The organism is Corynebacterium sp. MSK074, from assembly GCF_030229735.1.
GTDB lineage: Bacteria > Actinomycetota > Actinomycetes > Mycobacteriales > Mycobacteriaceae > Corynebacterium.
The window spans coordinates 127,479-147,112 of the sequence record NZ_JASPIX010000003.1 but is presented as its reverse complement, the minus strand read 5'-3'; the positions used below and the strand labels follow the sequence as shown (position 1 = coordinate 147,112).

Here is a 19,634-nt window from a genome sequence, read left to right as displayed (position 1 = left end):
AGTTGGGTGGAGGGAGACGTGGTCAAGGGAGAAAAGGCTTGCAGCCAAAGGCCGGCGGTGGGCCGGCAGCGTGGGCGGCGGTGAGGAAGCCATCTACTTTGTCTCCTTCTTCATGGCGGAAGTACAGTTCGATGAGTCCTAGAAGCCCCCCGAGGACGGCCTCTCGTGCGGCGGATGTATTCAACAGCCGCATGGCTGCGGGTTGGTTTCCTTCGCGGATGGCTTCAAACAGCGCGATGGTCTCAAGCCAGCTTCCTTGGTCCGGTCGCGGAAAAGGTTTAGAAATCCCAGTCATCATCACTCGTTTCTTCAGCAGTACCAATGACATAGGAGGAACCAGATCCGGAGAAGAAGTCATGGTTCTCATCTGCTCCGGGGGCTAGGGCCGCGAGGATTTCTGGGTTCACTTCCGTTTCTTCGGGCGGGAAATAATCCGGGTAGCCCAAATTCATGAGTGCCTTATTGGCGTTATAGCGAACGAACACGGCTACATCATCCATGAGTCCCAAAGGCTCATATAGCTCGCCGGAATAGTCCAGCTCTAGTGCATAAAGCTCTTCTAGCAAAGAAATGGTGAAATCATGCATCTCCTTCTGCCGTAGCGGGGTCGTGGATTCCAGACCGCGCTGATATTTGTAACCCGAGTAGTAGCCGTGCACTGCCTTGTCACGCAGAATGAGGCGGATCATGTCTGCCGTATTTGTCAGGGTGGCGTGGACAGAAAAGTGCAAGGGAAGATAGAAACCCGCGTAGAGAAGCAGCGAGGAAAGCAACGTCGATGACACCTTGCGTTTGAGTGGATCCGGCCCAAAATAGTGCGCGAGAACTTTCTTGGCGCGTGCCTGGAGAAGGTCGTTATTCACCGCCCAGCGGTATGCTTCATCAATTTCCTTTGTACTGCTCAGGGTAGAAAACACTGAAGAGTATGAACGGGCATGGACTGACTGCATGAAGGCGATGTTGGTATACACGGCCTCCTCGTGTTCGGTGCGGGCATCTTGAATCTGACAGATTTCACCCACGGTGGCCTGGACAGTATCCAGGGTGGTGAGTCCCGTGAACACCCGCATGGTGAGGTTGCGTTCCTCGGGTGTCATCTTCTGCCACGCCGGGAGATCATTAGAAAGCGGGACCTTCTCTGGCAACCAAAAGTTGGCGGTTAGACGGTTCCACACTTCAAGATCCTTGTCATCGCTCACCCGGTTCCAATTGATGGCGCGGATGCGGGCTGAAGGATCATGCCGGTAGCTCGGCGGAGTAACTGAAATGCTGGTTAGTTCAGCACTATTCGATGTTGATGACATAGCTTCTTTCTTTCTGAGTGAATGGTTGTGGACAAGGGGAGGACCGTGCTCCTACAAAGCACAGGAGACGCAGCCTTCGACCTCGGTTCCTTGGAGCGCGGATTGGCGTAAACGGATGTAGTAGAGGGTCTTGATTCCGGCTTTCCAGGCATAGATTTGTGCCTTGTTGATGTCCCGCGTGGTGGTATCAGCGGTAAAGAACAAGGTCAGGGAAAGCCCTTGGTCCACGTGTTGGGTGGCCATGGCGTAGGTGTCGATGATTTTTTCGTATCCCACGGCGTAGGAGTCATCGAAATACTCCAGGTTGTCGTTGGTCATTTCCGGCGCGGGGTAGTACACGCGCCCCAAGCGGCCTTCCTTGCGTATTTCAATTTTGGAGGCAATTGGGTGGATGGACGCGGTGGAGTCATTGATGTAGGAAATTGATCCAGTGGGTGGAACTGCCTGCAAGTAGGCGTTGTAGATGCCGTCTTGCATCACTTGATTCTTGAGCCGTAGCCAATCCTCGCGTTGAGGGATCTGCACGCCTGCTTCGTGGAAGAGCTGTTTTACGTGTTCAGTGGCTGGCGCCCAGTCTTGGTCGATGTATTTGTCAAAGTAGGCGCCAGTGGCATAGGTGGATTCTTCGAAGCCTGTGAATCGTTGACCTTTTTCAACCGCGAGTGCATGGGATGCGCGGAGCGCATGGTAGGTCACCGTGAGGAAGTAGATATTTGTAAAGTCCAGTGCCTCGGCGCAGCCATAAGGAATACGCTGTGAAGCAAGGAAGCCGTGGAGATTCATTTGGCCCAGACCAATGGCATGCATGGAAGCATTTCCGTGAGCGATGGAGGGAACAGCTTCGATATTCGTCAGGTCTGAAACCTTCGTGAGGGCACGCACTGCGGTTTCGACGGTCTCCCCGAAGTCCGGCGATTCAAAAGCCTTCGCAATGTTGAGCGAACCTAGATTGCAGGAAATATCCTGGCCAACGGTGGTGTAGTCACCCGAAGCTCCGTAGGTCGATGGCGTGTTGACCTGGAGGATTTCGCTACACAGGTTGGACATATTGATATGTCCTTTGAGGGGATTAGCGCGGTTGACCGTATCCTCAAAGAGGATGTAGGGGTATCCGGATTCAAACTGAAGCTCAGCCAGCGTGGTGAAAAACTCGCGGGCCTTAATGGTCGTGTGAGAGATTCGCGGATTGGCAACCAGCTCGTCGTAGTACTCGGTGATGGACATGTCAGACATGGCTACGCCGTACTCGCGAGCGATGTCATACGGGCTAAAAAGATGCATATCCTTGTTCTCTTTGGCCAGACGGAAGGTTATATCTGGAATAATAACCCCCAGCGAAAGAGTCTTGATACGGACTTTCTCATCGGCATTTTCCCGCTTGGTATCCAGGAAGCGAAGAATATCTGGATGGTGCGCATGCAGGTAGACGGCTCCAGCGCCCTGCCGGGAGCCCAATTGGTTGGCATAGCTGAAGCTATCTTCGAGAATCTTCATGACTGGGACTACGCCGGAAGCCTGGTTCTCAATCTTTTTGATCGGGGCTCCGGATTCGCGCAGATTGCTCAGCAACAGGGCCACTCCACCACCGCGCTTTGATAGTTGCAGTGCAGAGTTCACGCAGCGGCCAATGCTCTCCAAATTGTCTTCGATTCGCAGGAGGAAGCAGGAGACCATTTCGCCGCGCTGGGCTTTGCCTGCGTTGAGAAAAGTAGGGGTGGCGGGCTGGAAGCGTCCGGTCATGATGTCATCCACCAGCTTTTCTGCGAGCTCTTCGTCGCCCTGTGCAAGGTATAAAGCTGTGGTGGCGACGCGTTCTTCGTAGCCTTCTAGGAATCGGGAGCCATCAAAGGTTTTCAGTGCATATGAAGTGAAGAACTTAAATGCGCCGAGGAAGGTGCGGAACTGATGCTTAACTCGATGTGCTCTGTCGTACATGGCGCACAGAAAGGCGTCATCATAAAGCTCAAGGAAATCCCGCTCGTAGTACTCGTTATCAACCAACCATTCCAAGCGTTGCTTGGTGGAATCGAACTGATGCATGCGGGGAGCGACATGGTGCGTGACATAGTCTTGTGCTGCCTGAATGTCCTTGTCAAACTGGATTTTTCCAGAAGCGTCGAACAAGTTCAGCTGCGCGTTGAGTGCGTGGTAGCTCTTGCGCTTGCCGACACCGCCGGCATTGTCTGCTGAAGCGGTGCGGGGCGTAGCGCCAATAGTCTGTGTGGGGGTGGCATCAAGAGGCCACATTGTGTTTTCCAATCTGTGTGATGCGGATGTGTTCTTCATCTTGTGGGGGATTAATGGGGTGTCATCGTTAGCTGCTTTTGCTGCTCCCAAAACTTCTGAAGGCCCTGCTTTACGGCGGCGATGTCCTTCTGGGTGCCGAGAAGCTCGAAGTGATACAGCTCCGGTACGTGGCACTTGGCGGAAATGATGCGTCCGGCGACGCAGTAAGCACTTCCGAAGTTGGTATTCCCTGAGGTAATAACGCCCCGGATAAAGGAGCGGTTGATTGGGTCATTGAGGAAGTCGATGACCTGTTTGGGGACTGCGCGTTTGAGCGAGCCGCCGCCGTAGGTGGGAACGATGAGTACGTACGGGTGTGAAACCTGGATCATCCCGGTTTTCTTGGGGCGCAGTGGAATGCGCACCGCGGGTCTATCTAAGCGTTCGACGAATCTTTTCGTGTTCTCTGAAACGCTGGAAAAGTACACCAAATCTGGTGAGTCTGACATGGCAATCCTGCTCATCCTGGCCTTAGCCATAAGTGGGGTAGGTGATATTCGAAAAGACTAACTACGCAATGCCGTAGTTGCAACTACGGTCTAACGTAGTTTTGAAAAGGGCAGGTGAGAGCAGGATTAATGCAAAGGGGAATGTCTAAAGGTTGTGGTGTGCTACAAACACTGCGTCGGTAGCTGGGCGTCCAAGTACTACCCACTGAGTACCGCCGGCCACCTGTATTTCGAGAGAATCTGAAAAGGGCGCTCCCTCGCGCGTGCTAAGAACAGCCCCAGTGACAATGCCGCGCTCTTCAAGGAACTTCAGCAGTTGTGGGTCGGAATCAGAAATGCGTTCCACGGTCACCTGCGATTGTGCACCGCTGTCGGTGAGGCGATGCGCACTGGGGATGGTGATCTGTCCATCAACCGTAGGGATAGGATCGCCGTGCGGATCCCTAGTGGGGTAATCAAGGAACTTATCCACACGTTCTATGAGCATGTCAGACACCGCGTGTTCGAGATTTTCGGCTTCATTATGGACTTCGTCCCAGGTGTAGCCCAATGCTTGAACCAAAAAAGACTCAAGCAATCGGTGACGGCGCACCATGACCAATGCGTACTGCCTGCCAAGTTCGGTTAACTCCACAGCGCCATAGGGCGTGTGTGACACGAGCCCTTGCTTCGCCATTTTGCGCACTGCATCGGAAACCGAGGAGAGCTTGAGTCCCAGCTGTTTCGCTATAAGCGTGGCGGTAACGGGCTCGGATGACCATTCCTTTAGCCCCCAGATAGCTTTCAAATAGTTCTGGGTACTGGTGGACAGCTCGGAAACAGACATGAGTAAATGTTAACCCAGCTTCCGTGTGCGCCTTTGGCGCTGTGGCACAACGCTCATAGCGAACAGAGGCCAAGTTTGAGAGGAATGCCGGTAAGGTGGGGCCAGTTAAAGCATTCTTCACTTGAAGGAGAACCACTAATGTCTGAGAAGATTTCAATGAACTCGTCGTCTACGGGTATGAATCTGAGCGATAGCGTGTACGAGCGCCTGTTGCGCGAGCGCATTATCTTCCTGGGAACCCAGGTCGATGATGAGATTGCGAACAAGCTGTGCGCCCAGATCCTCCTGCTGTCCGCCGAGGACCCCACTCGCGACATTTCGCTCTACATCAACTCCCCGGGTGGCTCTGTCACTGCGGGCATGGCTATTTATGACACCATGAAGTACTCGCCGTGCGATATTGCCACCTACGGTATGGGCCTGGCTGCTTCCATGGGCCAGTTCCTGCTTTCCGGCGGTACCAAGGGCAAGCGCTACGCGCTGCCGCACGCACGCATCATGATGCACCAGCCTTCTGCCGGAGTTGGCGGTACCGCTGCGGATATCGCCATCCAGGCTGAGCAATTTGCTCAGACCAAGCGCGAGATGGCCGAGCTCATTGCCGAGCACACCGGCCAGACCTTTGAGCAGATCACCAAGGACTCCGACCGTGACCGTTGGATGACCGCCCAGCAGGCCAAGGACTACGGCATTGTTGACCACGTCATTGAGTCCGTTAACGGCCCGCTGAGCAACTAGGGAATAAGGAGAAAATCACTATGAATCAGTCCCAGATGCCAAGTTCCCGCTACGTTCTGCCGTCCTTCATTGAGCAGTCCGCACAGGGCACTAAGGAAACCAACCCATATTCCAAGCTTTTTGAAGAGCGCATTATCTTCTTGGGTACCCAGGTGGATGATACTTCCGCTAATGACATCATGGCCCAGCTGCTGGTTCTGGAGAGCCAGGACCCAGACCGCGATATCACCATGTACATCAACTCGCCCGGTGGTTCCTTCACCGCGTTGATGGCTATCTATGACACCATGCGCTACGTTCGTCCCGATGTGCAGACCGTGTGCCTGGGTCAGGCTGCTTCCGCCGCCGCTGTGCTCTTGGCTGCGGGTGCGCCGGGTAAGCGTGCCGCGCTACCTAACTCCCGCGTGCTCATTCACCAGCCGGCAACTCAGGGTACTCAGGGTCAGGTTTCTGATCTGGAGATTCAGGCCGCCGAGATTGAGCGCATGCGCAAGCTGATGGAAACCACCCTGTCTGAGCACACCGGTCGTACCGCTGAGCAGATCCGCATTGATACGGATCGCGATAAGATTCTGACCGCTCAGGAAGCCGTTGAATATGGCATCATCGATACGGTCTTTGATTACCGCAAGCTCAACGCTTAATTTGGAATAACTCATTCTAGGTAGCCCCTGCCGCTCAACCGAATTCCGGTTGTGAGGCAGGGGCTTTCAGCATTGTAGGGCAGGGAAGGGGCAATGCCCGGTAATTCTTGCTGCACCCGAATGGGGTAAGTCTCTCTGCGCAATATCTGCAGGTCGTTAGGTTTATTTCTATCGTGCGACACTAAACTTATAATGACTGATTTGTGATTTAGGCCTCCAAGTGGTCAGATATTTTTATGGAGAAACACACATCTGACGCGGTGGCCCAGGCTGCTACGCCCACGCCGCAGAGCGGCGAGCGTACATTCTTTGGCCACCCATGGGGCTTGGCCAACCTCTTTGGCGTGGAAATGTGGGAGCGATTTAGCTTCTATGGCATGCAAGCTCTTGTCTTGCTTTACATGTATTACTCCACTACCGATGGTGGTCTCGGCCTCGACCGAGCGGATGCGACGTCTATTGTGGGAGCCTACGGTGGCTTGGTCTACATGGCCTGCTTATTGGCTTCTCTTGTTGCTGACCGTGTCTTGGGTGCAGAACGCACACTGTTTTACTCGGCCAGCATGGTGATGCTTGGCCACATTGCTTTGGCATTTGTTCCCGAAATAACTGGTTTGGCTATTGGCCTCGTCCTTATTGCCATCGGCTCCGGCGGTGTTAAGACCACCGCGCAGGTCGTGCTTGGTGCTATGTACAGTCGCGATGACCCGCGCCGCGATGGTGGCTTCTCCATCTTCTATATGGGCGTTAATATCGGCGCGCTTGTTGGTCCGCTGCTCACCACCGCGCTGTGGGGCTGGCAGGGTTTCCATTGGGGTTTCGGTATTGCAGCAATTGGCATGGCGCTCGGCCTGATCCAGTATTCGCTCATGCGCAAGACCACCATTAAGGATGCGGGGCACGAGGTTCCAAACCCGGCTAGCCGGAAGCAATTGCTCATGGGTGTGGTGGTAGTTGCAGCCATCATCGTGGTTATGGTGGTGGCATTGGCTACCGGCGCTATTCAGGTTGATTGGCTGTCCAATATTGTCACCACGGTTGCTCTGGTTGCAGCAATCTATCTGTGGGCACAGATGTATACCTCGAAGTTGGTGACCCGGGAGGAAAAGAACCGCCTGTTGGGGTTTATTCCGATGTTTATTTCCGGTGTTTTGTTCTTCGGAATCTTCCAGCAGCAGTTTACGGTGATGACGATTTATTCGGATGTGCGCCTGGACCGCCACATGTTTGGCTGGGAAATCCCGCCATCACTGGTACAGTCCATTAACCCGATCTTTATTGTTATTTTCTCCGCTGTCTTCGCAACGATGTGGACGAAGCTAGGGGATAGGCAGTGGTCCACCCCAGTAAAGTTCGGCGTAGCCAATATCGTCATCGGCATCTCCTTGTTCTTCTTCCTTCCTTTCTCGGGTGCGGAAGCGAACTCCACCCCGATGTTTGTCATCGTTTTCATCCTCTTCCTTTTCACCATGGCGGAGCTCCTTCTTTCGCCGGTGGGCAATGCGCTTGCCACCAAGGTGGCGCCGGTGGCATTCCCGTCCCGCATGATGGCGGTGTGGATGATGGCGGTGGCTATGGGTACCTCGCTGGCCGGCTCCTTGGCTAGCTTCTATAACCCGGATGATGCAGGCGCGGAGAATACCTTCTTCATCTCCCTTGGTGTTGTATCCATCGTGTTGGGTGCCATCCTGCTTGTTCTAAGCCGCTGGGTGGTAAAGAAGTTCTCTACCTTCCGCTAGGTGCTGTAAAACACCCTTAAATGGGAGGTATGTCGGCGTGATGTTGACATACCTCCCTAAGTGGTTTTTATCACTCGGGTTAAACAGGGAAGGTGGGGGAACATAGACGGCATGAGCTGGGGAAGTTGTGTCCCGCTGGGCTTCTTTTGGGCTCGATTCTGAGCCCCAGCAGGTTAACAAAAGGTTAACCAAAGGGAATATTAAAGAAAAGCAATTGTCTGTGGTTGGGTGCAGGAGTACTCTGCATTTCGTCCGCGACGCGTGAAGGCGCCGCAGGTGCGTACCGTGTTCATCTTTTCTTTCCAAGGGGCCAACGCTGTGACAGCGACTCTGATTATCCTCGGCATTGTGGTGGTTACCGCCCTTGCCTTTGACTTTACGAACGGATTTCATGACACTGCCAACGCGATGGCTACGTCCATTGCCACCGGTGCTTTGAAGCCTTTTACTGCGGTGGCCATCTCCGCAGTGCTTAACCTTGTGGGTGCCTTCCTCTCGGTCAATGTTGCTGCGACCGTGGCAAAGGGCATCGTTAACCTTGATTCCTACGACCTATCTGGCGCCGCCGCTGACACCGACGGCCAAGCGCTGCTGATGGTCGTCTTTACTGGCCTTATCGGCGGTATTATCTGGAACCTGTTCACCTGGTTGCTGGGTATGCCGTCCAGTTCCTCCCACGCCCTGTTCGGTGGCCTCATCGGTGCCGCCTTCGCTGCGATGGGCTCGACTGGCGTGGAGTGGTCTTCCATTGCCGGCAAGATCATTATCCCGGCCGTTGCCTCGCCTATCATTGCGGCGCTGGTTTCGGCGTGTGCCACGTTCCTTATCTACTGGGTAACCAACACCATCCCGAATAAGGCTAAGAACGAGCACTTCCGCCACGGTCAGATCGTCACCGCCTGCCTGGTGTCCCTGGCGCACGGCGCTGGCGATGCGCAGAAGACCATGGGCGTTATCTTCCTGGCACTGGTTGCCTCTGGGCATGCGGTTGCCGACGCCCGAATTCCAACCTGGGTTATCGTTTCTTGTGCTGTGGCTATCGCGGCCGGCACTCTGTCCGGCGGCTGGCGCGTTATCCGCACCCTGGGCAAGGGGCTGGTGGAGATTGAGTCCCCGCAGGGTATGGCCGCTGAAGCTACTTCTGCAGCCATCATCCTCACTTCTGCTACCGGTGGTATGGCACTGTCCACCACCCACGTGTCCACCGGTTCCATCCTGGGTACCGGCCTGGGTCGCCGTGGTGCCGAGGTTCGCTGGGGTGTTGCCATGCGCATGGTGTCCGCGTGGCTCATCACCCTGCCGTGCGCAGCGTTCGTGGGCTTTGCTACCTGGTGGTTAGCGTATGGCGTCTCCTCCTTCACTAACGTGGCAACCGGTGCCATCGTGGACTTCGTCTTGCTGCTGGCAATGGCCGCGCTCATTGTCATCCGTTCCCGCATGAACCCGGTGGATGCTTCCAACGTCAACAACGACTGGGATCCAAACTCCGAGTCCGTGGATTCCTCCATGGGTGCGGGCTCTGACGGCAAGGAGCCAGTTGCTGCCGGCGCCGCACCAGTGTCCGCTACCAATGCGGAGGATGCCTCCGCGCCGTCTACTGCTCAAGAGGAGCGCTAAACCATGACTGCTGCAGAAATCTTCGAGTCCCTCATTCACGTTGCAGGCTTGGCCCTGGTCTTCGGCGCTGGCATTCCGCTCCTTTTCTCCTTGGGTATGCGGTGCATGACCGGTGACCCCATTCGTGATGACAATGGCGTTGTCGTAGGTGATACTCCGGCAAGCACGCAGATGAAGGTGCTTGGCTGGACTGTCTATGCGGTGCTGGCCGTAGTTATCCTCGTGGCCATCATGTGGATTGCCCGCGAGACGCTGGACCACTACTTTGGCTTCGCGCCGTTTGGTGACCTCTAAGTCACTGCCCTTCCTTGGGGGTAAACCTCTCATGTGGCGCGCGGCACACTTTTCGTAAGTTAGCAAAAGGTTAACTTAAAGCGACTAAAGGGTTGCTTAGTGGAGATGTGCCGCGTATATTCTTCTCTATCAAACAGAGAGAAAGCCACATGGAGGTGTGAGAAATGAACAAGATGCGTACTTTGATGGACGGCATCGCTGATGTGTTCAAGGGCTCCACCACTGGAACCGGCCTGGATACAGTTTCAGAAGCTCCGGTTCGTGCTTTGGTGGCAGAAACCCTGCTTGACGTTGATAAGACCCCTGCTACTACCAAGGACGTAGCAGAGGCACTAGAAACCGTCACCGGTCATGCTCCGGATGAACACGAGATGCTCGATGCAGAACTTTTCCTGCTCGACTTCGACTGGCTGCAGTAAGCAGCAACTGAATGAAATCCCCACGAAGCCCCTTGCCGCACATTGTGTAGCAGGGGCTTTGTGCTGCGTGGGGTACACGGGGGCGTCGGCAAGCGCGGCTAATCGCGTGGCGGCAGGATGGCCTCAGGGGTCTCGGGCAGAAGCTGGCCGCCATCGATAATTAGTGTTTGGCCGGTGATGTAGCCTGCCTCTTCCGAAGCTAGGAAGGCTGCTGCAGCGCCAATATCGCGCGGGGTGCCCAGGCGGTGTAGCGGTACCGACCGCGTCATTTGATCGAGGTATTCCTGGCCTTGGGACGCGAGGCCCTCGGTGAGGATATTGCCTGGGAGGACGCCGTTGATGGTGACGCCATCGCGGGCCACTTCGAGCGCGGCTGAACGCATAAAACCCTGCTGGGCGGCCTTGGAGGCGCCGTAGTGGGCCCAGCCCGGAAAGCCCGTGTGTGAGCCGGTGATAGATGTGGTGATGACGATGCGCCCATAGCGGCGTTGCTTGAGGTAGGGGAGTGCTTCCTGGACGACCTTGAAGGTGCCGTGGGTGTTGATGGCAAACACCGCCTCCCACTTATCATCGGTCATCTCTGCCAGCGGGCAGTTGGGAAAGACGCCGGCATTGGAGCACACAATGTCGAATCCGCCGTGCTCGGCAGTGACCTGGCGATACATGTCCCTAACCGAAGCGCGGTCGGTGACGTCCACGCGAATGGCACTGGCACCCAACTCCTTAGCGGTAGTGGCGGCGTGGTCTAGGTCGATATCGGCGATGGCAACGGTGGCGCCGGCCTCACGCAGCGAGGCGACGATGCCGCGGCCAATGCCGGAGGCGCCGCCGGTGACGATGGCTACCCGGCCTGTGAGATCGAACATGATGCTCCTGTTCCTAAAAGGGGTGGGATGAGGGTGATTTCACCTTCTAGTTTAGGCCGCAAGAGCAAGAAAGGCCTGGGAATTTCGCCACGCGGGAAGGAATGAATGAAGGGCCTGTCGGGTTGATTTACTAAGGTAGAAACAGATGAAGATGAAGCCGCTCGGAAGGGTAGAATCGTCCTTCCAACTGTGGATAGCGGTACGAAAAGCGAGTGTGAAAGAACTTAATGGCACGTATGCAAGAAAGCGCTGACCTGCTCAAGTGTTCCTTTTGTGGCAAGAGTCAGAAGCAGGTGAAAAAGCTCATCGCCGGCGGCGGTGTCTACATCTGCGATGAGTGCATCGAGCTATGCAATGAGATCATCGAAGAGGAACTGGGCCAAGAGCAGGCGCAAGAATCCTCCGATGCAGAGGTGCGCCTGCCTCGGCCCTCGCAGATTTCTGCCTTCCTAGATAAGTACGTCATCGGCCAAGACAAGGCCAAGCGTGTGCTGTCTGTGGCGGTCTATAACCACTACAAGCGCATCAAGGCCGAAGAGTCGGCGGCGTTGGAGGCCCGCCGCAAGAAGGCCGAGGGCGATGAGGTGGAGATCTCTAAGTCCAATATCTTGATGTTGGGGCCTACTGGTTCCGGTAAGACCTACCTGGCGCAGACCTTGGCCCGGCTTCTCGATGTCCCCTTTGCCATCGCCGATGCCACCAGCCTCACTGAGGCCGGCTACGTGGGTGAAGACGTGGAAAATATCCTGTTGAAGCTGCTGCAGGCCGCGGATTTTGACGTGGAGCGTGCCCAGCGCGGCATCATCTACGTCGATGAGGTGGACAAGATTTCGCGCAAGTCCGAGAACCCGTCCATTACCCGCGACGTATCTGGTGAGGGCGTGCAGCAGGCGCTGCTGAAGATCCTAGAAGGTACCGTGGCGGCCATCCCGCCGCAAGGTGGCCGCAAGCACCCGAATCAGGAGTTTATCCAGCTGGATACCTCCAATATCTTGTTCATTGTTGCCGGCGCATTCGCGGGCCTGGATCAGGTCATTGCGGATCGCGTGGGCAGGAAGGGCGTGGGTTTCGGCGCCAACTTGGATACCAAGGACGAGCGCGAAAAGGTTGACCTCTTCTCCCAGGTACGCCCCGAGGATCTGGTGAAGTTTGGCCTTATTCCAGAGTTCATCGGCCGCCTGCCTGTCGTGGCCACGGTGGATAACCTGGACCGCGAATCTTTGGTCAAGGTGCTCACCGAGCCAAAGAACTCCCTGGTTAAGCAGTACAGCCGCCTCTTTGAGATGGATGACTGCGAATTGGACATCGAGCCTGCGGCATTGGACGCCATCGCGGAGCTAGCCTTGGAGCGCAAGACGGGTGCGCGTGGCCTGCGCGCTATCATGGAAGAGCTTTTGGTCCCGGTCATGTACGATCTGCCGGACCGCGAGGATATTGCCACGGTGCACATTACGTCGGAGTGCGTGACCGAGGGCGCGGAGCCGCAGTTTAGCTACAAGGACGAGGCAAAGGAATCCGCTTAAGCCGGCGCTATTACTCCTCGTTGTAGATATCCTGCGGGGAGGCCTCGTCGCCTTCCTTGGTATCGAACGAGGACGAGGTGAGGTAGGACTCGTGGCCTGAGCCCGGAATATTGGCGGTCAAAAAAGCCAGCACAGCATCGACGGTGAGCCTATGCATGCCGTCGATATTTTCTTGGGTATTGAAGTTCACGCCCAGCATGTTTTCCACCATCACCTGATTGGTCACGCGGTAAACCGTCAACGAGGAAATCAGGGTGAAGATGTCATTGGCGGAAATGCCCGGGCGGAAGGCGCCGGCGTCTTGGCCCAAGAGCAGCAAGCGGTCAAGGTGGAGGGCCACCCCGGCGACGTCGGCAATAGCCTGCTGTGCCGGGTCCACAATCTGCTGGTTACTTTCCCATACCAGCATGCGGATGGCGTCCGGGTTGGCTACGCGCTCGCGGAAGAGCCAATCTACCAACTTGCGCACGCCTTCGACCGGAACTGCGGTATCGATTTCCAGGGCATCCTCAGGCGGATTGAGGCGCTGCGCGGCGGTGCTCAGCGCACGCAGGTACAAGCCCTTCTTATCGCCAAAGTGGTAGTGAATCATGCGCTTGGACATGCCGGATTCTTGGGCGATGGTTTCTAGCTTGGTTTCTGTAAAGCCGAAACGGGAAAACTGCTTGATCGCAACGTCCACCACGGAGTCAATGCTGACGGATTCCGCGTGGGCAGCGTGAGGAGAATCCGCCTGGTCTGCAGCCTGCAGTGGGTCAGTATTCTCTGTGCTCATTGCATAAGTCCTTAATCCTTGCGGCGCGGCGGTGGCGCGGTGAACTGATGTCTAATAGTGCGGGAGTAGGCAATCCCTCTGCATTCTGGGTGTGCAGCGTGGGGGAGTGTCCCGCATTTCCTTGTCCTATCATGCCCGATTAATCACCCCGTGCGGGAGTATCTGGCTCATTGGGGGCGCTAATTTGGAGGTAAATGGGGGTAATTTAACGCAAGTGTCCTAGATTTTCCCTCCAAAAGAGGGGGCCAGATTCACAGCGCGGAGGCGGGCGGTGGGGCTAAGCTCGGGGATGGATCACATTGTCGCAGCCCTTATTGAGGAGGCTTTACATCATGACTCAGCCCGTCAAGATCACTGTCACCGGCGCCGCCGGCAACATCGCGTATTCGCTGCTGTGGCGTATCGCTGCCGGCGATGTGTACGGAAAAGACACCCCGGTAGACCTAGCATTGCTGGAAATTCCCGCTGCGGTGGAAAAGGCCCAAGGCGTAGCCATGGAGCTCAATGACTCCGCCCTGCCGTTGGTTAACTCCATTACGGTTACTGATGATCTCAAGGAAGCCTTCGAAAACACCTCCGCCGCCTTTCTTGTAGGTGCTCGCCCGCGCAGCAAGGGAATGGAGCGCGCCGACCTGCTGGAGGCCAATGGCGCCATCTTCACCAAGCAGGGCAAGGCCATTAATGACTACGCCGCGCGCGATGTCCGAGTGCTAGTTGTGGGCAACCCGGCTAATACCAATGCCCTCATCGCGGCGAATAATGCCCCGGATTTGGATGATTCCCAGTTCACTGCCCTCATGCGCCTGGACCACAACCGCACCCTGAGCCAGCTAGCGCTGAAGACCGGAAAGTCCACCGCCGATTTCACCAAGGTGGCGGTCTGGGGCAACCATTCTGCTAGCCAGTTCCCGGATATCACCTACTCCAACGCCGAGGTGGACCAGGACTGGTACCGCGAGGAGATGATCCCCAAGGTGGCCAAGCGCGGTGCGGAGATTATTGAGGTACGCGGCAGCTCCTCGGCCGCTTCAGCGGCGTCGGCAGCCGTGGACCACATGCATGATTGGATTCATGGCACCGAGGACTGGCGCACTGCGGCGGTGCCATCGGACGGATCCTACGGCGTCGACAAGGGTCTTATCTGCGGATTCCCCACAGTCAGCCGCAATGGCCAGTGGGAGATCGTGCAGGGGCTGGAGCTCACTGAATTCCAAAAGGAGCGCATCGAGGCCTCCGTGGCCGAGCTGCGTGAGGAGCGCAAGGCCGTGGCGGACCTGCTTTAGAACCTGCTCGGTGCGCACCTCTTACTCGGTGCGCACCCTGCCTGGCTGAGCCGGTTGACGTGCAAGGTAGAATCGGCCAGGTGACTGAGCAAAATAATGAGCAATTAGTTGGTACCAACCGTGCCGATGCGCTGCCCAAGTCGTGGGAGCCGCAGGCCGTAGAGAAGGACCTCTATGAGGGCTGGGTAGAAAAGGGCTACTTCACTCCGGATGCGAATTCGGAGGCCGAGCCTTATTCCATCGTGCTGCCGCCGCCAAATGTGACCGGCCAGCTGCACATGGGCCACGCCCTGGACCACACGCTGATTGATTCCATTATCCGCCGCAAGCGCATGCAGGGCTACGCCACCCTGTGGCTGCCCGGCGCCGATCACGCCGGCATTGCCACCCAGACCAAGGTCGAGGCCAAGCTCAAGGAGACCGAGGGCAAAAAGCGCTGGGACTATGAGCGCGAAGAATTCATTGGCAAGGTCTGGGAGTGGAAGGAGCAGTACGGCGGCGCCATCCAGAACCAGATGCGCGCCATCGGTGACTCCGTGGACTGGTCCCGCGAGCGCTTCACCTTGGATGATGGCCTCTCCCGCGCCGTCCAGACCATCTTTAAGAACCTCTACGATGAGGGCATGATCTACCAGGCCAACCGCCTGGTGAACTGGTCGCCGGTGCTAGAGACCGCCGTCTCCGATATCGAGGTCGTGTACAAGGACGTCGAGGGCGAGCTGGTGTCCATCCGCTATGGCTCGCTCAATGACGATGAACCGCACCTCATCGTGGCCACCACCCGTGTAGAAACCATGCTGGGCGACGTCGCTATTGCCGTACACCCAGACGATGAGCGCTACGCCGACTTGGTGGGCAAGGAGCTGCCGCACCCGTTCCGCGATGACCTGAAGCTTAAGATCATCGCCGATGACTACGTGGACATGGAATTCGGTACCGGCGCGGTGAAGATCACCCCGGCGCACGACCCGAATGACTACGCAATGGGCACCCGCCACAACCTGGAGATGCCCACGGTCATCGATACCACCGGCCACATTGCCAATACCGGCACCCGCTTCGACGGCCTGTCCCGCGAGGAAGCCCGCGTGGAGATCCGGGAGGCGCTGCGCGAGCAGGGCCGCATTGTTAAGGAAATCCGTCCGTACGTCCACTCCGTGGGCCACTCGGAGCGCTCCGGCGAGCCTATCGAGCCGCGCCTGTCCCTGCAGTGGTTTGTGGACGTAGCCAAGATGGCCAAGGCCTCTGGCGACGCCGTGCGTGAGGGCGATACCACCCTGCACCCGCAGTCGCTCGAGCCGCGCTACTTCGAGTGGGTCGATGACATGCACGATTGGTGCATCTCCCGCCAGCTGTGGTGGGGCCACCGCATTCCTATCTGGTATGGGCCAGAAGGCGAGGACGGCCAGCGAGACATCGTCTGTGTCGGTCCTGATGAGGAGCCGCCGGCAGGATACGAGCAGGACCCGGACGTGCTGGATACCTGGTTCTCCTCCGCGCTGTGGCCATTTTCCACCCTGGGCTGGCCAGAAAAGACCCCGGATCTGGAGAAGTTCTATCCCACCAACGTGCTGGTCACCGCCTATGACATCTTGTTCTTCTGGGTGGCCCGCATGATGATGTTCGGCACCTTTGCCGGCACCCACACCCCGGAGCTTTTGGGCGAGGGCACCGATGGCCGCCCGCAGGTTCCGTTCAAGGACCTGTACCTGCACGGCCTGGTCCGCGATGAGCAGGGCCGCAAGATGTCCAAGTCCTTGGGCAACGGCATTGACCCGATGGATTGGGTGCGCGATTATGGTGCGGATGCGCTGCGCTTCACCCTTGCCCGCGGCGCCAACCCTGGCGTGGACCTGCCGCTGGGCTCCGATGCCGCCGCGGCCGCCCGCAACTTTGCCACCAAGCTTTTTAACGCCACCAAGTTCGCGCTCATGAACGGCGCTGGAGTGGCCACGCTGCCGAACCGCGCGGAGCTTAGCGACGCCGACCGGTGGATCCTTGACCGTGCCGAAGAAGTCCGCGCCAAGGTGGATGCCTACCTGGATGATTACCAGTTTGCTAAGGCCAACGAGCTGCTCTACCACTTCACCTGGGACGAGCTGTGTGACTGGTACCTGGAGATTGCCAAGACCCAGATCCCGCGCGATGGCGTAAGCGAGCAGGGCCGCAATACCCAGATCGTGTTGGGCCGCGTGCTCGACGTCGTCCTGCGCCTGCTGCACCCGACCATGCCTTTCGTCACCGAGGTGCTCTGGAAGGCGCTGACCGGCGGCGAGTCCATCGTCGTTGCACCGTGGCCTACCGTTGCCGATACCAATGGTGGCGCCACCAAGGATGAGGTGGCCGCCCGCCGCATCGAGGACGCCGATAAACTCATCACCGAGCTGCGCCGCTTCCGCTCCGACCAGGGCGTAAAGCCTTCCCAGAAGGTGCCGGGACGCCTCGACTTCGCCGCGGCGGATCTCGCCGGCCAAGAGGAACTGGTGCGCAACCTGGCCAATACCACCGCCCCGGGCGAGGATTTCGATCCTTCCGCCTCCATCGAGGTGCGCCTTTCCCAGACCACCGTGGAGGTCACCCTGGATACCCACGGCGCGGTGGACGTAGAAGCCGAACGCAAACGTCTGGAGAAGGACCTGGCCAAGGCCAATAAGGAACTGGAGCAGACCGGCAAGAAGCTGGGCAACGAGAACTTCTTGTCCAAGGCACCGGAAGAAGTGGTCAATAAGATTAAGGAGCGCCAGCAGGTCGCCCGCGAAGAGGTCGAGCGCATCACCAGCCGTTTGGAGGGGCTGAAGTAGTGGCGGACAAGGACAAGGAGACAGAGGACTTCGAAATCGTCGATGCCCTAAAAGAAGGAACCGACGGTGGCCCGGTGGAAATCACCGAGTCCGGCCTGACGCTCAACTTGGGCATGGGCAGCGAGGACGAGTACAACGAGGCCGCACCACAAGAGGTGTCGGCCGAAGAGCTGCGCGCCCTCGCGGAGGTAGAAGAAGAGCTCAACGAACGCTGGCCGGAGACCAAGATCGAGCCTTCGCTTGATCGCATCGAGATGCTCATGGATCTGCTCGGCCATCCTGAGCGTTCCTTCGACGTCATCCACATTGCCGGCACCAACGGCAAGTCCTCTACCGCGCGCATGGTGGATTCGCTCCTGCGCGCCTTCCACCGCCGCGTCGGCCTTGTCACCAGCCCGCACCTGCAGCGCGTTACGGAGCGCATCGGCATCGATGGCCAGCCCATCCACCCGCGCGATTATGTGCGCATCTGGCACGAGATCAAGCCCTTTGTGGAGATGGTCGATGCCCAGTCGGACGTCCCCATGTCCAAGTTCGAGGTCCTCGTCGGCTTGTCCTATGCCGCGTTTGCCGACGCCCCCGTGGACGTCGCCGTTGTTGAAGTCGGCCTCGGCGGCCGGTGGGATGCCACCAACGTGGTCAACGCGGACGTCTCCGTCATTACCCCGGTGGGCTTGGACCACACGGACTACTTGGGCGATACTCTCGCAGAGATTGCCGGTGAAAAGGCCGGCATTATCAAGCCGCGCGAGGATGCCGATGATCCGCTGACTCCAAACGAAAACATTGTGGTCATCGCGGAACAGGATCCGGAAGCAATGCGGGTTATCCTGCAGCAGGCCGTGGACGTCGAGGCGGGCGTCGCCCGCTCCGGCTCCGAATTTGCCGCCCTCGAGTCCCGCATCGCCGTCGGCGGTCAACAGGTCAACATCCAGGGCCTTGGCGGCCTGTACGAGGACATTTTCCTGCCCCTGCATGGCGAGCACCAGGCCAAAAATTCCGCTGTGGCTCTTGCTGCGGTGGAGGCTTTCTTCGGCGCCTCGGCCGGCCACCCGCTGGATGTTGCGACCGTGCGCAATGGTTTTGCCCAAGCTATTTCACCCGGCCGCCTGGAACGCGTGCGCACGTCGCCGACGACGTTTATTGACGCCGCCCATAATCCACATGGTGCCAAGGCACTAGGTGCTGCGCTGGACCGCGATTTCGACTTCGCCCGCCTCATCGGTGTGCTCTCCATTTTCGCGGATAAGGACGCCACCGGCATCCTCACCGCACTTGAGCCGTACCTCACCGAGGTAGTCATCACCCAAAGCTCCTCGTCGCGCGCGCTGGATGCCTACGACTTGGCAGAGACCGCCCGCGATATCTTTGGCGAAGAGCGAGTGTACGTAGCCGATAACCTGCCGGGCGCCTATGCCCAGGCCGTGGAGCTTGCCGAGGACGCCGAGGTCCAGTCCGGCTCCGGCATCATCATTACCGGCTCGGTCGTCACCGCTGGTGATGCCCGCGCGATGTTTGGAAAGGAACCCGCATGAGCCGCGATAATCACCACCCGCGCGGAGAGCACCAGCCTCGCCCGCCCCGCCGCAACCGCGCCCGTGGCCGCGAAGAACAGATCCCGGAAAGCGAGATCGGCCCGCTTGGCATGGGCCAAGCCCCAGTCAAGGACCCACTCAAAAGCTTTAACGGGATGGTCATTGCCAGCTCCCTGACCATGGAGGCGCTCGCCCTATCCTTCGCACTGCCGATGCTGTACAAGCTCTATGACGGCACCTTGTGGACCCCCTTCAACTACGGCTTTGTCATCGCCGCAGTGGTATTCCACCTCGTGATGATCGCGTTCATGAATAAGAAGTGGGCGCTGTCTGTCATCGTATGGGCGCAGCTGTTGTGCGTCATTGTGGGCTTTATGGTCCACTGGGCTGTGGCCGCCATCTTTATCATCTTTGGCATGGAGTGGTTGCTGGCCGTCTACCTGCGCAGCAACCTCATCGCCCGCATGAAGCGTGGATACCTCACCACGCAGCACCTCAACGAGAAATAGGCTCGATACCTTCGGCTGGTGGGGCA

General features: G+C 57.7%; 18 protein-coding genes. 11 read left to right on the top strand and 7 right to left on the bottom strand.

Annotated features, from left to right (window positions below; genetic code table 11):
- Positions 1-22 precede the first annotated feature (22 nt).
- From QP965_RS04510 to QP965_RS04490, 5 genes are all read right to left on the bottom strand, one after another.
- Complete coding sequence (locus tag QP965_RS04510) at positions 23-193, bottom strand: hypothetical protein (RefSeq protein ID WP_005329175.1); 171 nt, start codon at positions 191-193, stop codon at positions 23-25.
- An 85-nt stretch (positions 194-278) separates the two neighbouring features.
- Positions 279-1,304: a class 1b ribonucleoside-diphosphate reductase subunit beta gene (nrdF, locus tag QP965_RS04505; RefSeq protein WP_023020918.1), complete on the bottom strand. Its 1,026-nt coding sequence runs from the start codon at positions 1,302-1,304 to the stop codon at positions 279-281.
- A gap of 51 nt (positions 1,305-1,355) precedes the next feature.
- The gene (gene nrdE, locus QP965_RS04500) at positions 1,356-3,551 is read right to left on the bottom strand and encodes a class 1b ribonucleoside-diphosphate reductase subunit alpha (protein ID WP_284844194.1); all 2,196 of its coding nucleotides are present in this window, start codon (positions 3,549-3,551) and stop codon (positions 1,356-1,358) included.
- Between the two features lie 50 nt (positions 3,552-3,601).
- Entirely contained in the window at positions 3,602-4,069 is a 468-nt protein-coding gene (nrdI, locus tag QP965_RS04495; RefSeq protein WP_005324049.1) for a class Ib ribonucleoside-diphosphate reductase assembly flavoprotein NrdI, read from the bottom strand.
- A gap of 115 nt (positions 4,070-4,184) precedes the next feature.
- Positions 4,185-4,865: a metal-dependent transcriptional regulator gene (locus QP965_RS04490; RefSeq protein ID WP_284844195.1), complete on the bottom strand. Its 681-nt coding sequence runs from the start codon at positions 4,863-4,865 to the stop codon at positions 4,185-4,187.
- A 138-nt stretch (positions 4,866-5,003) separates the two neighbouring features.
- On the opposite strand from QP965_RS04490, the gene QP965_RS04485 reads away from it, so the two are divergent.
- The 6 genes from QP965_RS04485 (at position 5,004) to QP965_RS04460 (ending at position 10,316) form a co-directional block, all read left to right on the top strand.
- Positions 5,004-5,603, top strand: coding sequence for an ATP-dependent Clp protease proteolytic subunit (locus tag QP965_RS04485; protein WP_005324051.1), 600 nt, complete (start codon positions 5,004-5,006; stop codon positions 5,601-5,603).
- Positions 5,604-5,623: 20 nt separating this feature from the next.
- Positions 5,624-6,247 (top strand): ATP-dependent Clp protease proteolytic subunit, encoded by a 624-nt coding sequence (locus QP965_RS04480; protein WP_005324052.1) that lies wholly within the window; start codon positions 5,624-5,626, stop codon positions 6,245-6,247.
- A 236-nt stretch (positions 6,248-6,483) separates the two neighbouring features.
- A complete protein-coding gene (locus QP965_RS04475) occupies positions 6,484-7,986 on the top strand; it encodes a peptide MFS transporter (RefSeq protein WP_284766978.1) in 1,503 nt (500 codons plus the stop codon).
- A 318-nt stretch (positions 7,987-8,304) separates the two neighbouring features.
- The gene (locus tag QP965_RS04470) at positions 8,305-9,603 is read left to right on the top strand and encodes an inorganic phosphate transporter (protein WP_284844196.1); all 1,299 of its coding nucleotides are present in this window, start codon (positions 8,305-8,307) and stop codon (positions 9,601-9,603) included.
- 3 nt (positions 9,604-9,606) lie between these two features.
- Entirely contained in the window at positions 9,607-9,897 is a 291-nt protein-coding gene (locus QP965_RS04465) for a hypothetical protein (protein ID WP_284844197.1), read from the top strand.
- Positions 9,898-10,061: 164 nt separating this feature from the next.
- Positions 10,062-10,316, top strand: coding sequence for a hypothetical protein (locus QP965_RS04460; RefSeq protein WP_284844198.1), 255 nt, complete (start codon positions 10,062-10,064; stop codon positions 10,314-10,316).
- A 98-nt stretch (positions 10,317-10,414) separates the two neighbouring features.
- On the opposite strand, the gene fabG is transcribed toward QP965_RS04460, so the two are convergent.
- A complete protein-coding gene (gene fabG, locus QP965_RS04455) occupies positions 10,415-11,182 on the bottom strand; it encodes a 3-oxoacyl-ACP reductase FabG (RefSeq protein WP_284844199.1) in 768 nt (255 codons plus the stop codon).
- A 227-nt stretch (positions 11,183-11,409) separates the two neighbouring features.
- Between fabG and clpX the strand changes: the two genes are divergently transcribed.
- Positions 11,410-12,705, top strand: a complete 1,296-nt coding sequence (gene clpX / locus QP965_RS04450; protein ID WP_284844200.1) for an ATP-dependent Clp protease ATP-binding subunit ClpX — start codon at positions 11,410-11,412, stop codon at positions 12,703-12,705.
- 10 nt (positions 12,706-12,715) lie between these two features.
- Here the strand turns inward: clpX and QP965_RS04445 are convergent, their stop codons facing one another.
- Positions 12,716-13,480: a TetR/AcrR family transcriptional regulator gene (locus QP965_RS04445; protein WP_284844201.1), complete on the bottom strand. Its 765-nt coding sequence runs from the start codon at positions 13,478-13,480 to the stop codon at positions 12,716-12,718.
- Positions 13,481-13,812: 332 nt separating this feature from the next.
- Here QP965_RS04445 and QP965_RS04440 point away from each other — a divergent pair, with 332 nt between their 5' ends.
- The 4 genes from QP965_RS04440 to QP965_RS04425 all read left to right on the top strand — a co-directional run bounded on the left by QP965_RS04440 (position 13,813) and on the right by QP965_RS04425 (position 19,608).
- Positions 13,813-14,763 (top strand): malate dehydrogenase, encoded by a 951-nt coding sequence (locus QP965_RS04440; protein ID WP_284844202.1) that lies wholly within the window; start codon positions 13,813-13,815, stop codon positions 14,761-14,763.
- An 80-nt stretch (positions 14,764-14,843) separates the two neighbouring features.
- Positions 14,844-17,564, top strand: coding sequence for a valine--tRNA ligase (locus tag QP965_RS04435; protein ID WP_284844203.1), 2,721 nt, complete (start codon positions 14,844-14,846; stop codon positions 17,562-17,564).
- Positions 17,564-19,099, top strand: coding sequence for a bifunctional tetrahydrofolate synthase/dihydrofolate synthase (gene folC, locus QP965_RS04430; protein WP_284844204.1), 1,536 nt, complete (start codon positions 17,564-17,566; stop codon positions 19,097-19,099). Before QP965_RS04435 ends, folC begins: the two co-directional genes overlap by 1 nt.
- Positions 19,096-19,608 (top strand): DUF4233 domain-containing protein, encoded by a 513-nt coding sequence (locus QP965_RS04425; RefSeq protein ID WP_284844205.1) that lies wholly within the window; start codon positions 19,096-19,098, stop codon positions 19,606-19,608. Before folC ends, QP965_RS04425 begins: the two co-directional genes overlap by 4 nt.
- Positions 19,609-19,634: the final 26 nt, after the last annotated feature.

Bases quoted from the DNA above. Each gene is read 5' to 3' on its own strand.
- QP965_RS04510 (WP_005329175.1), bottom strand. From the start codon at position 193: ATGCGGCTGTTGAATACATCCGCCGCACGAGAGGCCGTCCTCGGGGGG.
- nrdF (WP_023020918.1), bottom strand. From the start codon at position 1,304: ATGTCATCAACATCGAATAGTGCTGAACTAACCAGCATTTCAGTTACT.
- nrdE (WP_284844194.1), bottom strand. From the start codon at position 3,551: ATGTGGCCTCTTGATGCCACCCCCACACAGACTATTGGCGCTACGCCC.
- nrdI (WP_005324049.1), bottom strand. From the start codon at position 4,069: ATGGCTAAGGCCAGGATGAGCAGGATTGCCATGTCAGACTCACCAGAT.
- QP965_RS04490 (WP_284844195.1), bottom strand. From the start codon at position 4,865: ATGTCTGTTTCCGAGCTGTCCACCAGTACCCAGAACTATTTGAAAGCT.
- QP965_RS04485 (WP_005324051.1), top strand. From the start codon at position 5,004: ATGTCTGAGAAGATTTCAATGAACTCGTCGTCTACGGGTATGAATCTG.
- QP965_RS04480 (WP_005324052.1), top strand. From the start codon at position 5,624: ATGAATCAGTCCCAGATGCCAAGTTCCCGCTACGTTCTGCCGTCCTTC.
- QP965_RS04475 (WP_284766978.1), top strand. From the start codon at position 6,484: ATGGAGAAACACACATCTGACGCGGTGGCCCAGGCTGCTACGCCCACG.
- QP965_RS04465 (WP_284844197.1), top strand. From the start codon at position 9,607: ATGACTGCTGCAGAAATCTTCGAGTCCCTCATTCACGTTGCAGGCTTG.
- QP965_RS04460 (WP_284844198.1), top strand. From the start codon at position 10,062: ATGAACAAGATGCGTACTTTGATGGACGGCATCGCTGATGTGTTCAAG.
- fabG (WP_284844199.1), bottom strand. From the start codon at position 11,182: ATGTTCGATCTCACAGGCCGGGTAGCCATCGTCACCGGCGGCGCCTCC.
- clpX (WP_284844200.1), top strand. From the start codon at position 11,410: ATGGCACGTATGCAAGAAAGCGCTGACCTGCTCAAGTGTTCCTTTTGT.
- QP965_RS04445 (WP_284844201.1), bottom strand. From the start codon at position 13,480: ATGAGCACAGAGAATACTGACCCACTGCAGGCTGCAGACCAGGCGGAT.
- QP965_RS04440 (WP_284844202.1), top strand. From the start codon at position 13,813: ATGACTCAGCCCGTCAAGATCACTGTCACCGGCGCCGCCGGCAACATC.
- QP965_RS04425 (WP_284844205.1), top strand. From the start codon at position 19,096: ATGAGCCGCGATAATCACCACCCGCGCGGAGAGCACCAGCCTCGCCCG.